The organism is Sorangium sp. So ce1014, assembly GCF_051521505.1.
Lineage (GTDB): Bacteria > Myxococcota_A > Polyangia > Polyangiales > Polyangiaceae > Sorangium.
The window spans coordinates 12,232,628-12,248,143 of the sequence record NZ_CP150356.1; the positions used below are offsets into that span (position 1 = coordinate 12,232,628).

The following is a 15,516-nucleotide window of genomic DNA, read 5'->3' on the forward strand; positions in this document are numbered from 1 at the left end:
CCAGGGCGCCCCGGTAATCGCGTGCTGAATAACGCTCCGTGGCGATCCTGAAGTGTAGATCGGCCTCATCGGCCAGATCGTCCGCCCAGGCAGGCCGACCGGAGAATGTGAGGAGTGAAACGAGTATGAGTAGGAGTGCGGAACGACGAAAGCTCATCTTTCGATCTCGATTCCCAGCGGTCGTAGTGTGGAGCGGAAGGCGCCGTCCGCCGGGTCCAGCAGTGACGCTGAGACACGGCGAGCTTGGGACGAATAGCCGCATTGCCGGGTCAGCTTACCGTAAGCCGTGGGCCGATCCAACCTGTTCGCACGAGCGGTCGATGCCTCCTCCTCCACGTGGACGTCGCTGTGTAGGCGCTTCTGCGCGGCGGGCCTGATAGCGTGAGCAAGACCCGGCGGCGCGGCGCGCACGGAGCGCGGCGCGCGTGGGGATCTCGTCGTGGATGTTCGCGCATCCGAGCGCCGGAAGGCAAGCGCCCGAGGTCGGGCTCGCTCGCGCGCCGCCCCATCGCCCAGGCCGGGTCGCAGCGCGCTGCACGCGCCGCCGCCACATGCATAAGCGTTCGTGATGAGGCGCCGCGCGGAGGCGCCGCCGCCCGGGGGAGCGGCGCGGGCCCCTCAGCGGCGGCGCGGCTCGATCACGAGCTCGGCCGTGGAGCGGAGGCGACAGCTCAATCGTGCCGCCAGCGGGTCATCCGCTCCAGCATCATGATGAACAGGATCACCCCGAACACGAGGAGCGTTGAGATCGCGAACAGGTCCGTCCGCATCCCTCGCACCTGAGAGTGATAGACGAAGAGCGGGAGCGTGACCGAGCGCGGGCCGGACGTGAAAAAGCTGATCACGAAGTCGTTGAGCGACATCGTGAACGCGAGCATCGCGCCCCCCACGATGGCCGGCCACAGGAGCGGGAGCGTGACCCTGCGGAAGTGGATCCAGGACGAGGCGTAGAGATCCGTCGCGGCCTCGCTCAGCGTCGGTCCGATGGAGATGAGGCGGCTGCGGACGATGAGCGTGACGAACGCGATCTCGAACGTCACGTGGCCGATGATCATCGTCGTCATGCCGAGGTCGAACCAGTCCACCACCCGGCGGAGCAGGTTGAACGCCATGACCAGCACCGCCGCGAACGTGATGTCCGGAGCGACCGCCGGGATGTCCACGATCGACTCGAGCAGGCGGCTCACGGAGCTCGTCCACGGAAAGCGCATCCCGAGCGCGAGCAGCGTCCCGAGGACCGTCGAGATGACCGTCGAGGCGCCGCCGAGCAGCAAGGTGTTCACGGCCACCTCGCGGATCTCCCTGGCGCGCCGGCTCGTCTCGGGATCGGCGAAGAGCTCGATGTACCAGCGCACCGAGAAGCCCGTCCAGACCAGGCCCCGCTCCGCGGCGTTGAACGAGTACATGGCGACCGCGAGCAGCGGCACGTAGAGGAGCCCGAAGCCGAGGAAGGCGGCGACGGTCGTCAGCGCGCGCCAGGGGCCGCGGCCGCTGCTCACAGGATCTCCACGGAGCGCCCATTTCGACGGTATAGCGAGACGCCGCCCAGGGTCAGGAGGATGAGCAGGAGGCTCAGCGCCGCGCCATAGGGGATGTTCCGGCCCGGGCCGAACTGGTGCTGGATCAGGTTGCCTATCAGCCAGTGCTTCGCGCCGCCGAGCATGTCGCTCACCACGAAGACGCTCATCGCAGGGACGAACGTCAGGATCACGGCGACGCTGAGGCCGGGCAGGGTCTGGGGCAAGATCGCGGCGAAGAAGACGCGGAGCCGCGAGGCGTAGAGGTCCTGCGCCGCCTCGACGAGCGACCAGTCGAGGCGGTCGATGCTCGTGTAGAGGGGGACCACCGCGAACGGGAGCGAGGCCGCGACGAGGCCGAGCGCGACCGCGGTCCAGCTGGGGTAGATGTCGCGGCCGGGGTCGATCCAGCCGAGCCAGGCGGCGAGCTTGGCGGGCATCAGCTGCGCCGACAGGAGGAGCTTCCAGCTGAACGTGCGGATGACGAGGTTCGTGCAGAGCGGGACGATGACGAGCGCCAGCCAGAAGAACCGCCGGCGCCGCGAGCCGCGAGCGATGAAGAAGCCCATCGGATACGCGAGCGTCACGGAGGCGCTCGTGGCGATCAGCGCGAGGACGATGCTCCGGATGAGGATGCGCGCGTTCTCGCCCGACGCGGAGCCGAAGATGCGCGCGAACGACTCGAGCGTCAGCTCCCAGATCAGGACGCCGTCCGCGTCGCGCTTCATGAACGACACGACGAAGAGCGCGAGGCTCGGCAAGAGGAGGAACACGGACAGCCAGGAGATGCCGCCCGCGATGAACAGGAAGCCCCGCGCGAGGAGCCTGCGCCGCGTCGTCAGCTGGCCATACCAGACCGTCGGCTCAGTCACTGAGCACCTCGAGCCGCTCGGCGGGCAGCGCGAGCCAGACGGACGAGCCGGGCTTGAGGCGCGAGCGGGGGCTGAGCTGCACGCGCAGCGGCCCGGGCTCGATGATGAGCTCCACGTGATCGCCGCGGTAGAAGCTCTCGCGCACGACGCCGCGCACGCCGTTCTCCGGCGGCTCGTTCTCGCACAGCTCGATCCACTCGGGGTGGATCGCGAGCGTGCCGAACTCCCACTGTGGCGTGGTCTGGACCCTCAGCGCGCCCACCGTCGTGAAGACGAGCGTGGCGCCGACGCGCTGCGCCGAGATGAGGTTGGCCGCGCCGAAGAACTCGGCGGCGAAGCGGCTCTGCGGCCGCTCGTACACCTCGGCCGTCACGCCCTGCTGCTCGATGCGGCCCTTGTTCATCAGCACGATCCGGTCCGAGACGGTCATCGCCTCGTCCTGATCGTGAGTGACGAGCACGAACGTCTTGCCGAGCGCGCGCTGGAGGCGGCGCAGGTCGAGCTGGACCTCGGCGCGCAGCTTCGCGTCGAGGGCCGACATCGGCTCGTCGAGCAGCAGCACCTCAGGCTCGTTGACGACCGCGCGCGCGAGCGCGACTCGCTGCTTCTGACCGCCCGAGATCTGGTGCGGATATCTCTCCGCGAGATCATCGAGCTTGAGCATCGAGAGGCTCGAGCGCACGCGATCGCGCACCTCCGGGTCAGGGATGCTGCGCGACCTCAGGCCGAACGCCACGTTCTCGAACACGGTGAGATGCGGGAACAGGGCATAGTTCTGGAACACCGTGTTCACCGGCCTGCGGTTCGCCGGCAGGTGGTCAACCGCCCTGCCCGCGAGGAGGATGCGCCCCCGATCGGAGCGATCGAGCCCCGCGATGATGCGGAGCAGCGTCGTCTTTCCGCAGCCGGATGGCCCGAGGAGCGTGACGAACTCGCCGGCCTCCGCCGTGAACGACACGTCGTTCAGTATCTGTGTCTTCCCGAAGCTCTTGCTGACATTCTCAACAACGAGGCTGCATCCCGGGTTCCGCGCGGCCTCGCTCTCGGTCGGGGGCCTCGTGATGCGCCGCGCCGACGACGAGAAGAAGTCTCTCAACCTCTGGATCACCCCAGCAAACCCTTTGCGCGTGGCGCTCTCGGAACCGCTTCCGATGCCTCGGAGCGTACTACGCAGACCATGATGCTCTCCCGTTGTCAACTGGGTGCGCGCCGGGTTGACCGGCTGAGCGGCGCGCGTCGGACCGGGTTCTTTTCGCTCGCAGGCCGGGTACGCTACCGCCCTTCCCTTGGGCATGCCAGCTTTCTGCCGATCCGGCTCGCGGCGTGACGCACGCGCCACGCAGGCCGCGCGCGCCGCCGACGCACGCCGCGCACCCCCCGCGCACCCCGCGCTTCCCCCGCGCGCTTCCCAGGCGCCTTCCACGCGGCTTCCGCGCGCCTGCCACGCGTCTTCCACGCGCTGCTTGCCACCGCTCGGCGCCGGTGATTTCTTGGTCCACGCATGGGCCTGAGGAGCGCGAGACCTGAGTTCGGAGGCACGCGTCGCTTCCAGGTCGTTCGCGTCGTCGGTGTCGGCGGGATGGGGGTTGTCTACGAGGCCTTCGACCGCGAGCGAAAGGGGCGCGTCGCCCTCAAGATCCTCCGGAATCTGAGCGCCGATGCGCGCCTCCGGTTCAAGAACGAGTTCCGTTCGCTGCAGGACATCCAGCACCAGAACCTGGTCAGCCTCGGCGAGCTCCACGAGGAAGAGGGGCAGCTCTTCTTCACGATGGAGCTCATCCGCGGCGTGGACTTCGTGGTGCACGTGCGGCTCCACGAGGAGGGCGACGCCGGACCGAGGGGCGAGCCCGCGAGCGGCGGGCGGCGCTCCACCCTGCCGTCGATCCCCCTCTGGCATTCGCAGGGCCCCGCGTCCGAGCCGCAGCCCCGGATCAAGCGCCCCTTCCACGAGGCCCGCCTCCGCTCGGCGCTGGCGCAGCTCGCCCAGGGGCTCGCGGCGGTGCACGCGGCCTACAAGGTCCACCGCGACATCAAGCCTTCCAACGTGCTCGTCACCGCCGAAGAGCGGGTGGTCGTCCTCGACTTCGGCTTCGTCGCCGACGCGAGCGGCCCGGGGCGCGAGCACGCCGTCGTCGGGACGCTCCACTACATGGCGCCCGAGCAGGCCGAGGGGAAGTCGGCCGGGCCCGAGGCGGATATCTACAGCCTGGGGGTGATGCTCTACCTCGCGCTGACGGGCGTTTATCCGTTCCAGACCGCGCCCAAGGCGACGATGGACATGATGCGGCGGGCCGAGCCGCCGCCGCCGAGCCGGCTCGTCGAGGACATGCCGCCCGACATCGACGAGCTCTGCGTGGACATGCTCCGCATCGACCCGGCCGCCCGCCCGACCGCGCGCGACGTGCTGCGGCGGCTGCGCGTGCAGGAGCTCATCGAGGAGCCGCCCGTCCTCTCGCAGCGCATCGGCTTCGTCGGCCGGCACAGCGAGCTCGCCGCGCTCGAGGGCGCGTTCGCCGAGGCGAGGATGGGGCGCGGGATAACGCGGTTCATCGAGGGCGAGTCGGGCGTCGGCAAGAGCGCGCTCCTGCGCACGTTCCTGGAGCGCATCGACAAGGAGGCGCTCGTCCTCGCCGGGCGCTGCTACGAGCGCGAGGCGGTCCCCTACAAGGCGGTGGACGAGCTCATCGACGCGCTGAGCCGGCACCTCGCGCGCCGCCCTCCCGAGGAGATGAGGGCGCTCCTGCCGCCCAACGCCGGCCTGCTCGGCACCGTGTTCCCTGTGCTCCGGACGGTCCCCGCCATCACCGAGGCGCGCGCGCGGCGCAAGGCGATCGACCCGCCCGAGATCCGCGCCCTCGTCTTCACCGCCCTGCGGGAGCTGCTCGGCCGGCTCGCGGCCGAGCGCCCGCTCGTGCTCGCGATCGACGACCTCCAGTGGGCCGACGCCGACAGCGTCGCGCTGCTCTCGGAGGTGATGCGCCCGTGGACCGAGGCCGACCTCAGCGCCGCGAGCCGGCCCGGCTCGTTCGCCGGCCTCGACGGCCCCGTGCCCGCGGGCGCGCCCGTCGATCCCTCGCGCCCGCGGGCGATGATGCTCGTCGCGGCGGTGCGGACCGCATCGGAGACGGCGCCGCCGGTCTCGCGGCAGCTCGGGGTGCCGGTCGACTCGCTCGGGCACATCATCCTCCATCGCCTGTCGCTCGCGGAGGCGCAGGAGCTCTGCGTGCTGCTGCTCCGGGGCGCGCCGCTCGGCCGGCCGCTCAGCATCGAGGCGATCGCGCAGGAGGCCGGCGGCCACCCGCTGTTCATCGACGCCCTCCTGCGCCACCGGCTGGCCCAGGACAACGACGGCAGCCCGGTGCGCCTCGACGACGTCCTCTGGGCGCGGATCAGCCGGCTGGATCCGCGGGCGCGCCAGCTGCTCGAGCTCGTCGTCTGCGCCGGCGTGCCGGTGCTGACGTCGGTGGCCGCGCACGCCATGGCGGCGGACTTCGTGGAGCTCACGCGGGTGCTCTCGGCCCTGCGCGCGGCGAACCTCGTGCGCACCGGCGGCTCGGGGCAGGACGAGTTCGCCGAGCCGTTCCACAACCGCATCCGGGAGACCGTGGCGAGCCGGCTCGACGAGCAGACGTCGCGCAGCTGGCACGGCCGGCTCGCGCTGGCGCTGGAGGCCTCGGGGCGCGCGGAGCTCGAGGCGCTGGCCGAGCACTGGCGCGCCGCCGGGGACGCCGAGCGCGCGGCCGGCTACGCGGTGCGCGCCGGCGAGCAGGCCGAGGCCGCGTTCGCGTTCGACCACGCGGCGCGCCTCTACCGCATGGCGATCGATCTGCACCTGCCCGGCGGGGCGGAGCGGCGGGTCGTGCTCGCCAAGCTCGGCGACGCGCTGAGCAGCGCCGGCCGCGGCGCCAAGGCCGCGGAGGCCTACATGGCCGCGAGCGACGGCGCCCCGGAGGCCGAGGCGGTCGATCTCGGGCGCCGGGCGGCCGAGAACCTGCTCCGCGCCGGCTACGTCGACGCCGGCATGGCGGGCCTGCGCTCGGTGCTCGGCGCGGTGGGCATGCAGGTGCCGAAGACGCCGGAGCTCGCGGTCGCGTCGCTGATGCTGCGGCGCGCGCAGGTGCGCCTGCGCGGGCTGAACTTCGTCGAGCGGCCGGCCGACGAGGTCTCGGCGGAAGATCTCATGCGCATCGACGTCTGCTGGTCGGCCGCGATGGGGCTCGCGATCGTCGATCCCACGCGCGGCGCCGACTTCCAGGCGCGCAACCTGCTGCTCTCGCTCAAGGCGGGGGAGCCTTACCGCGTGACGCGCGCCCTCGCCTTCGAGGCGACCTACCTCGCGATCGACGGCGGCCCCTCCGCGTCGCGCGTGACCGACCTGCTCTCGACGGCGAGCGCGATCGCGGCGCGCATCGGCCGGCCCCATGCGCTCGGCCTCGTCGGGTTCGTCGGCGGCGTCACGGCCACGCTGTTCGGCCGCTGGCACCAGGGCGTGGCCGATCTCGATCGGGCGGACGTCATCTTTCGCGAGCGCTGCACCGGCGTCACGTGGGAGCGGAGCTGGGCGCACACGTTCTCGGCCTGGGCGCTCTGGTACGGCGGCGAGACGCGCGAGTTCATGCGCCGGGTCCCCATGTACCTGCAGTCGGCCGACGAGCGCGGCGACCGCTACCTCGCCACGAGCCTGCGCTCCTCGCAGGGCAACGCCTACTGGCTCGTGAGCGACGACCCCGACTCCGCGCAGCGCCAGGCGCAGGACGCGATCCGGAGCTGGTCCAAGGCGGGTTTCCAGCTGCAGAGCTACTTCGACCTCGTCGCCCGCGCGCACATCGGCCTGTACCGGGGCGACGGCGAGGCCACGCACCGCCTCTTCGCCGAGCAGCAGTCGGGCATCGAGAGCTCGCTCGCCCTGCGCATCCAGGCCGTGCGCATCATCATCACCCACCTCAGGGCCTGCGCCGCGCTGGCCGCCGCCGCCGCCGTCACGCCGGCCGACGCGGAGCCGCTGTACGAGGAGGCGACGCGCGCCGCCCGCAAGATCGAGGCCGAGCACATGCCCTGGGCCGACCCGCTCGCCGCGGCGGTGCGCGCCGCGGTCGCCGCCGCCCGCGGCCAGGCGGAGGCGGCGGGTCATCAGCTCGCCGAGGCCGTCCGCGGCTTCGATGCTGCCGGCATGGCCCTCTACGCCGCGGCCGCGCGCCGCCGCCACGGCGAGCTGCTCAAGGGCGACGAGGGCCGCACCGCCGTCGCGACCGCGAACGGCTGGATGCACGACCAGGGCATCGTGAGCCCCGATCGCATCACCCGCATGCTCCTGCCCGGCTTCTCGACCTAGCCCCCGTCAGGGCTTCACGCGCAGGATGGCCGTGCCCCGCTGCTTTCCGTAGAGCTGCTTGATCTCGATCTTGTACTCGCCCGGCGACGACGCGCTGAACTCGACGGGCGAGGCGCTCTGCGGCTTGCCGGTGGGCAGGTCGCGCAGCACGCGCTCGATGATGATCTTCCCCGAGGGGGAGCGGATCTTGATGTTGAACGGGGGGGTCGCCTCGTCGTAGGCGCGGAACACGACGCGCACGGTGTCTCCAACCGAGACCGGGGTGGTCTGGCTGATGGTCTCGATGTCGCCTTCGTTCTCAACGGTATCGGACACGCGTCGCTCATCCCGTGAGGTACCTCACCGCGGGCCCTCGGCGCTCATTGTAGACGCGTCCGGCGGAGATTCGCGAATTTGGAGCGCGCCGCCGGCCGGCGCCCCCTGCCAGAGGAGGCCGCGCGACGGCCGCCTCCGCCGGAAGGATCACGTCCTCGACCATCGCAGGCGCGGCTGGCGCGCGGCCCGGGCCTCGTCGAGGCGGCCGACCACCGTGCCGTGCGGCGCCTGCTTCACGACGTCCGGCGTCTCCTGCGCCTCCTTGAGGATGCTGAGCATCGCGGCGGCGAACTCGTCGAGCGTCTCGCGGGTCTCCGTCTCCGTCGGCTCGATCATCAGGGCGCCGGGCACGACCAGCGGGAAGTAGACCGTGGGCGCGTGGAAGCCGTAGTCGAGCAGCCGCTTCGCGATGTCGAGCGTCTTGACCCCGGTCTCCTTCTCGATCTGGCTGTCCGAGAGCACCACCTCGTGCATGCACGGCTGCGGCACCGGCGCGCTGTAGTGGTCCTTCAGCTTGGCCCAGAGGTAGCGCGCGTTCAGCACGGCGAGGCTGCTCGCCGCCGTGAGCCCCTCGCCGCCCATCTCCCGGATGTACGCGTACGCCCGGATGAACATCCCGAAGTTGCCGGTGAAGGCCCGGAGCCGCCCGACGCTCTGGGGCCGGTCGCGGTCCCACGCGAACGCGTCGCCGCGCCGCACGAGCACGGGCGACGGCTGGAACGGCTCCAGGTGCTTCTTGAAGCAGACCGGCCCGGCGCCGGGGCCCCCGCCGCCGTGCGGGGTCGTGAACGTCTTGTGCAGGTTGATGTGGATGACGTCCATGCCGACGTCACCCGGCCGCGCGTGCCCCATGATGGCGTTCGTGTTCGCGCCGTCGCCGTAGACGAGCCCCCCCTTGTCGTGGATGAGCTTGATGATCTCGGGCAGGTGCGTCTCGTACGCCCCGAGGGTGTTCGGGTTCGTGATCATCATCCCGCAGACGTCGCCGTCCGACCCGTGGCGCTCGATCGCGGCGAGGACCTGCTCGGGGTGGGTGATGCCGTCGGCGGTCTTCTCGATCCGCACGGCCACGAGCCCGTTGAGCGCGCAGCTCGCCGGGTTCGTGCCGTGGGCGCTCTCCGGGATGAAGACCTTCCGCGGCGAGCGCCCCTTCGACTCGTGGAACGCCCGCATCATCATCAGCCCCGCGAGCTCGCCCTGCGCGCCCGCCGACGGCTGCAGCGAGCAGCCGTCCATCCCGCTGATCTCGCAGAGCGCCTCCTGCAGGCGCCACATCACCTCGAGCGACCCCTGGCTGAGCTCGTCGGGCGTCATCGGGTGCAGCTTCGCGAAGCCCGGGATGCGCGCGGCCCACTCGTTGACCTTCGGGTTGTACTTCATCGTGCACGACCCGAGCGGGTACATCTGCCCGTCGATGCAGAAGTTCCACTGCGAGAGCCGGACGAAGTGCCGGAACGCCTCCGGCTCGCTCACCTCGGGCAGGCCGGCCGCCTCCTGGCGCGCGAGCGCGCCGTAGTGAGCGCCGGGATCGACGTCGGGCACGTCGAGCGGCGGCAGCGACGCGCCGGTCCTGCCCGGCGTGCCGCGCTCGAAGATGGGGGGTTCGCGGAACTGAATGCCTCGCGGCTGCGGTTGGGTCATCGGGGGCTGTTATGTCAGAGGGCGGGGGGCTCGGCAGGTGCTTCGTCGGGGGGGGAGGCGGGCGGCTCGGGCGCCTCGGACTCCTGGTTCTGGCCGTCCCAGTCGCCGCCGCCGATGTCGGAGCTGCCGGTGCCCCCGATCGACTGCAGGTCCGGCAACATGTTGCGCTGCTTGACGGCTTCCCACGGCTCGCCGACCTCATCCTTGTTGCGGCCGATCTCGCCCACGATCTTGTCGTCGACGTTCTCGCCCTCCGGCCGCGTGTACTTGAAGTACCCCCGGCCTTCCTTTGTCGAGTTCGGCCCGATGGCGCCGATGACGTGCTCGGTCCAGGTGAACTTGATGAGATCGCCCGTCACCGTCCCGTGCAGCTCGCCCCACCGATCCTTGACCGGGCGCATCCAGCGGCCCTCCATGGAATCGTTGTCCTGGACGAGGTGCAGGTAACCGTAGAGCTCGCTGTAATAGACGCCCGTCCAGTCGCCGCCCTCGGGCATGTCCCCAGCTTGCACCTTGGCCGTCTTGGGCGGGGGGGTCGAGCTGCAGCCCAGCGCCGTCGTCCCCAGCAGCAGGGCACAGGCGGCGCCGGCAATCCAAAGCCGTCGCGATACGTTCATGGCGGCGGAGCCTAGCACAGCACCTACCCGCACCCATACCCCCGCCATGTGCCCCGCAGCAGCGGCAGAGGAACGAACGCGCGTCACGTGCGTCACGCGCGTCACGCGCGTTACGTGCGCAACGTGAACGACACGCAGCCTACCTGCCCCGCTGAAGGAGGAGCGTAACGCACCGTTCAGCGCATCCGCGACGGCGTCAATTTTCCGCTTCGCCTCTTCGTGGACCGCGAAGCGCTGGTAAGCTTCCGAGCATGATGAAGTCCTTTGTCTGCAACCGAGGTTTTGTAATTCCCGGTAGAATTGCTCTCTTGACCAGCCTCCTCGCCCTTGCGGCCTGCGAGGGACGGCTCGGCGACCTTGACGGCACCCTCCCCGACGACGACGACGACGGCGGCGGTAGCAACAGCAGCGGCTCCTCGGGCGGCCCTCGCCCGGTCCCCGGGGGCTCCAAGCCGTTGCCGACCGCCGCGTCGTGCGCTCCTGCGGCGAGCGGCGCTGCCGACGTCGCGGAGCCCCAGCTCCTCCTCCAGCTGTCCGACGACGACGAGAGCGCGTGGCTCGGGTCGCCGGCGGTCGCCGATCTGGACGGCGACGGCGAGAGCGAGATCCTGGTGACGCACAATGGCAACGTCGTCGCCTGGGGCCCCGACGGCGAGCAGAAGTGGCGGTTCGACGAGTCGCGGGAGCATGGCCGCATCTGGGCGAGCCCGATCGTCGCGGACTTCCGCGGCGACGCGCAGCTCGAGATCGTCTTCGCGGCGCGCACGAGGATCTACATGCTCGACGCGAGCGGCCAGGTGGTGGACGGCTGGCCCGTCACCTGGAACGACGAGATCCGCGCCCTCGCCGCCGGCGACGTCGACGGCGACGGCCAGCTCGACGTCGTGGCCGCGAGCACCGACAGGTCCCCCGACGTCCTGTCGGCCTTCCACGCGAGCGGGGCGCGGGTCGCCGGCTTCCCGCCGATCGAAAGCGGTACGATCGGGTGCGACGCGCGCCGCAGCGACGACGCCGAGTGCTGGATCGTGGGCGTCTACGACCAGAACCTGGCCATCGGCGATCTCGACGGGGACGGCGCGCAGGACATCGTCGCGCCGATGGACAACTCCTATGCCGGGTTCTACCGCGGCACGGGGGAGGCGTTCGACGCGAATCCCATGTTCGAGGGCCGCCCGAAGACGCCGGGCGTGCGGTACATGCACGACCTCGAGCTCGCGCAGCAGGGCTTCGGCGACAGCCGCGACCTGCAGGCCTATTTCAAGAACTCGGCCCCTGCGATCGCGGACGTCGACGGCGACGGCACGCCGGAGATCATCATGCTCGCGGCGGCCGAGGACGTCGACATGTCGGACCAGTCCCAGGGCGTCGGCCTCTGGGTGGTCCGCAACGACGCGAGCCGCATCGAGGGGTGGGAGAGCCCGTTCTATGCGCCGGACTACCTGTCCGGCGGCGAGGATCTCGGCGGCAACATCGTGGCCGCGACGCAGCAGGTGACGGTGGCCGACCTCGACGCGACGCACCCCGGCCCCGAGATGATCTTCGCGGGCCTGGATGGGCGGATTCACGCGGTCCACGCCGACAAGCAGGAGTACTGGGACGTCCAGTTCACGGACGACACGCAGGTGCTCACGGGCGGCGTCGTGGTCGGGGACCTGTCGGGCGACGGCATCCCGGAGGTCGTGTTCAACACCTACTCGACCGAGGAGAACCGGAGCCACCTCTTCGTCCTCAACGCGGGCGGCAAGGTCCTCCACAAGATCCCGCTGCCGCGGCTCGGCGCGATGCCCGTGCCGACGCTCGCCGACGTGAACGGCGACGGCACGATCGAGATCGTCGTGTCGCTCCGCGAGATCGGGTGGATCGGCAGCGAGCCGGAGCCGAACACGTACGTGTACACGGTGCCGCAGTCGGCGACGAACTGCCTGCTCTGGCCGACCGCGCGCGGCAACTACTACAGGAACGGCTGGGTCCGCGCCGCGGACTGACGCGCTCCGCGGGGCCTGCGCGGGCAGGCTCCGCGCTCGTGCGCTCGTGAGAGGGGCCGATCGCTCCGGCGGTCGGCCCTTCGCCGGTGGGCCGGTCCGGCCTCAGGCCGCGAGCGCCTCGCGGCAGGCGGAGACCGTCCGCTCGATGTCTTCCTCGGTGTGCGCGCCGCTCAGGAAGGCCGCCTCGTACTGCGACGGAGGCCAGTAGATGCCGCGCGCGAGCATGCCGGCGTGGAAGGCGCTGAAGCGCTTCGTGTCGGAGGTCGCGGCGTCGGCCCAGGAGCGGACCGGGCCCTTCGTGAAGAACAGCGTGATCATCGAGCCGACCCGCTGGACGCACGCGGTCACGCCGGCGCCCTCGGCGGCGGCCCTGAGGCCGCGCTCGAGGGACGCGCCGAGCTGCTCGAGCCGCTCGTAGAGGTCGGGCGTGAGGCGCTCGAGCGTCGCGAGCCCCGCGCTGACCGCGAGCGGGTTGCCGCTGAGCGTGCCGGCCTGGTACACGGGGCCGAGCGGCGAGACGACGCGCATCACGTCGGCGCGGCCGCCGTAGGCCGCGAGGGGCATGCCGCCGCCGACGATCTTGCCGAGCGTCGTCAGGTCCGGCCGGAGGCCGAAGCGCTCCTGCGCGCCGCCGCGGGCGACGCGGCAGCCGGTCATCACCTCGTCGAAGATCGAGAGCGCGCCGTGCTTGCGGCAGAGGTCGATCACGAGGGCGAGGAAGCCCGGCTCCGGCGGGACGCAGCCCATGTTGCCGACCACGGGCTCGAGGATGACCGCGGCGATCTCGCCGCCGCGCGCCGCGAAGGCGGCCTCGAGGGCGGCCGGGTCGTTGTAGGGCAGCGACAGCGTGGCGCGGGCGACGCTCTCGGGGACGCCGGCCGAGTCGGGCGCGCCGAAGGTGGCGAGCCCGCTGCCTGCCTTGACGAGCAGGTGGTCGGCGTGGCCGTGGTAACAGCCCTCGAACTTGATGATGGCGTCGCGGCGGGTGAAGCCGCGCGCGACGCGGATGGCGCTCATCGTGGCCTCGGTGCCGCTGGAGACGCAGCGCAGCATGTCGATGCTCGGGTAGAGCTCGCGGATCTTCTCGGCGAAGCGGACCTCGAGCTCGGTCGGGGCGCCGAACGAGAGGCCGCCGAGGGCGGCTTCGCGGACGGCCTCGACCACGGCGGGGTTCGCGTGGCCGAGGATGGCCGGCCCCCAGGAGCCGACGAAGTCGATGTACTCGGCGCCGTCGACGTCGAACAGCCGCGCTCCCTGCGCGCGGGCGATGAAGACGGGGTCGCCGCCGACGGCGCGGAAGGCCCGCACCGGGCTGTTCACGCCGCCGGGCAGGACGGCGGCGGCGCGGTCGAACAGGGCTTTGGAGGCGGGGGCTCGGCCCCCGCGGGCAGGCGGAGGAGCGCTTGTCGCGTTCGTCATCGTGCTCCGGCCATAGCAGGGGCAAGGCGGGGGAGCGACGCGGAACGAGGCTGCCGGCGCGGGGCGTCGTGGTCGCCGGACGCGGGCGTCGAGGTTTGCCGGACGCGGGGCGTCGAGGTTTGCCGGACGCGGGGCGTCGAGGTGGTGGGGCCCGAACGACGGACGGGGGTGGTGGCGAGCGGCCTTCGATCCACACGATCCTTTGCGGCGCGGTCGCGCTTGGCTATGGTGATCGTCTGGAGAGAGGGGGCCGCGCGCTGCGGCCCGGGCTGCTCCTGGGGACCGCGGGCGCGGATCCCCGAGCACAAGCGTCTGGTGAGCCATGCGGATCTCCGAGGACCCCGGTCCGGGGCAGCGTCTCGGGCGATATGAGCTTCTGCGCCTCATCGGCGAGGGCGGGATGGCGCAGGTCTGGGCCGCGCGCATGGAGGGCTCCCGCGGCTTCCACAAGGTCGTCGCGCTGAAGACGCTCATTCCGGCGCTCGCGCGTGATCCGCAGTTCCAGCGCATGTTCCTCGACGAGGCGAACCTCGCCTCGAAGATCCACCACCGCAACGTGGTCGAGATCCTGGATCTCGGCGACACGGACGGCGTGCTCTTCCTCGTGATGGAGTGGATCGACGGGCAGACGATGCAGCGGCTGCTCCGGCCGGGGCTGCGCCCGATGCCGATCTCCCCGGCGATGGCCGCGCGCATCGTGGCCGACGCGGCGCACGGGCTGCACGCGGCGCACGAGCTCCACGACGAGCGCGGGGTGCCGCTCGGCATCGTGCACCGTGACGTCTGCCCGCAGAACATCCTCATCGATCGCGACGGCACGGTGAAGGTGGCCGATTTCGGGATCGTGAAGGCGTTCGAGCGGCTGGGCGACACGACGCAGACCGGCGAGATCAAGGGCAAGGGCGAGTACATGTCGCCCGAGCAGGCGCAGGGGCACCCGGTCGATCGCAGCTCGGACATCTTCTCGCTCGGCGTGGTGCTCTTCGAGGCGGTGACGGGCGCGCTCCCGTTCCAGGTGCTGCACGATCTCGTGCTGCCGCAGACCGGGGTGCCGGAGCCGCCGCGGCCCACGCTGATCGCGCCGCATTGCCCGCGGGATCTGGAGGAGATCATCCTGAAGGCGCTCGCGCGCGACCCGCGGCAGCGCTTCCAGACGGCGGGCGAGATGGCGAGCGCGCTGGAGGACTTCCTGATGCGCAGGTCGGGCGTGATCACGACCGCGCAGGTGGCGGAGCTCCTGATGGCGCGCTGCGGGGACAAGCTGGAGGAGGAGCGGCAGATGATCGCGGCCGCGATCGTCCCGCAGCAGCGCCCCGGCTGGCGGCCGAAGCCCGGCGCGACGCTGAGCTCGGGGCCGCCCTCCTCGGGTCGTTCGCGGGGGTCGCGCACGCCGCCGCGGACGGGGCTCGGCGGGCTGATGCGCGCCGGCAGCGACGCGCTGCGCCCGGTGGCGCTGCCGTGGCTCGTGGCGTCGGTGTCCACGGGGGTCGCTGTCGCGTCGCTCATGTTCGTCGCGCTGAGCCGGCCGAGGGATCACCGGCCCCTCGTCGACCCGATCGCGGTGCAGACCCAGCCGAGCGTCGCGGTGGTGAAGCTGAACGGCGTGGTGCTCGGCGTGGGCAGCCAGATCATCGCCCGGCCACAGCCGGGGGTGTCGCTGCTCGTGGAGGCGCGGTCGAGCGACGGCGTCTCGCAGACCGTGGAGCTCACGTCGGAGTCCCCCGCGCGGATCCAGATCAACCTGGAGCTGAAGGGCGAGCCGGGCCCTGAGGCCGCGGCGCCGCCGGGCAGCGGGAGCGCGCCGGCGTCGAGGTAGCC

Annotated in this window: 10 protein-coding genes; 3 read left to right on the forward strand and 7 right to left on the reverse strand. The window is 71.5% G+C overall.

The window, feature by feature from the left end:
* Positions 1 to 671 precede the first annotated feature (671 nt).
* From WME75_RS46060 to WME75_RS46070, 3 genes are read right to left on the reverse strand one after another with little or no spacing between them, the layout of a single operon-like run.
* Positions 672 to 1,499 carry an ABC transporter permease gene (locus WME75_RS46060; protein WP_437484786.1) on the reverse strand — a complete coding sequence of 276 codons (828 nt, stop codon included), beginning with the start codon at positions 1,497 to 1,499 and terminating at the stop codon, positions 672 to 674.
* Positions 1,496 to 2,389, reverse strand: a complete 894-nt coding sequence (locus WME75_RS46065) for an ABC transporter permease (RefSeq protein ID WP_437484788.1) — start codon at positions 2,387 to 2,389, stop codon at positions 1,496 to 1,498. The genes WME75_RS46060 and WME75_RS46065 overlap by 4 nt, the downstream gene beginning before the upstream one ends.
* Positions 2,382 to 3,485: an ABC transporter ATP-binding protein gene (locus WME75_RS46070; RefSeq protein WP_437495072.1), complete on the reverse strand. Its 1,104-nt coding sequence runs from the start codon at positions 3,483 to 3,485 to the stop codon at positions 2,382 to 2,384. Before WME75_RS46070 ends, WME75_RS46065 begins: the two co-directional genes overlap by 8 nt.
* Before the next feature lie 405 nt (positions 3,486 to 3,890).
* Here WME75_RS46070 and WME75_RS46075 point away from each other — a divergent pair, with 405 nt between their 5' ends.
* The gene (locus WME75_RS46075; protein ID WP_437484790.1) at positions 3,891 to 7,721 is read left to right on the forward strand and encodes a serine/threonine-protein kinase; all 3,831 of its coding nucleotides are present in this window, start codon (positions 3,891 to 3,893) and stop codon (positions 7,719 to 7,721) included.
* A gap of 6 nt (positions 7,722 to 7,727) precedes the next feature.
* On the opposite strand, the gene WME75_RS46080 is transcribed toward WME75_RS46075, so the two are convergent.
* The 3 genes from WME75_RS46080 to WME75_RS46090 all read right to left on the reverse strand — a co-directional run bounded on the left by WME75_RS46080 (position 7,728) and on the right by WME75_RS46090 (position 10,294).
* Complete coding sequence (locus WME75_RS46080) at positions 7,728 to 8,036, reverse strand: hypothetical protein (protein WP_437484791.1); 309 nt, start codon at positions 8,034 to 8,036, stop codon at positions 7,728 to 7,730.
* Between the two features lie 147 nt (positions 8,037 to 8,183).
* Positions 8,184 to 9,677, reverse strand: a complete 1,494-nt coding sequence (gene gcvPB / locus WME75_RS46085; RefSeq protein WP_437484793.1) for an aminomethyl-transferring glycine dehydrogenase subunit GcvPB — start codon at positions 9,675 to 9,677, stop codon at positions 8,184 to 8,186.
* Between the two features lie 14 nt (positions 9,678 to 9,691).
* Entirely contained in the window at positions 9,692 to 10,294 is a 603-nt protein-coding gene (locus WME75_RS46090) for a hypothetical protein (RefSeq protein ID WP_437484795.1), read from the reverse strand.
* Between the two features lie 308 nt (positions 10,295 to 10,602).
* On the opposite strand from WME75_RS46090, the gene WME75_RS46095 reads away from it, so the two are divergent.
* The gene (locus tag WME75_RS46095; protein ID WP_437484796.1) at positions 10,603 to 12,279 is read left to right on the forward strand and encodes an FG-GAP repeat domain-containing protein; all 1,677 of its coding nucleotides are present in this window, start codon (positions 10,603 to 10,605) and stop codon (positions 12,277 to 12,279) included.
* 102 nt (positions 12,280 to 12,381) lie between these two features.
* On the opposite strand, the gene hemL is transcribed toward WME75_RS46095, so the two are convergent.
* The gene (gene hemL / locus WME75_RS46100; protein WP_437484798.1) at positions 12,382 to 13,698 is read right to left on the reverse strand and encodes a glutamate-1-semialdehyde 2,1-aminomutase; all 1,317 of its coding nucleotides are present in this window, start codon (positions 13,696 to 13,698) and stop codon (positions 12,382 to 12,384) included.
* A 322-nt stretch (positions 13,699 to 14,020) separates the two neighbouring features.
* Between hemL and WME75_RS46105 the strand changes: the two genes are divergently transcribed.
* The gene (locus WME75_RS46105; protein ID WP_437484800.1) at positions 14,021 to 15,514 is read left to right on the forward strand and encodes a serine/threonine-protein kinase; all 1,494 of its coding nucleotides are present in this window, start codon (positions 14,021 to 14,023) and stop codon (positions 15,512 to 15,514) included.
* The last annotated feature ends 2 nt before the right edge of the window (positions 15,515 to 15,516 follow it).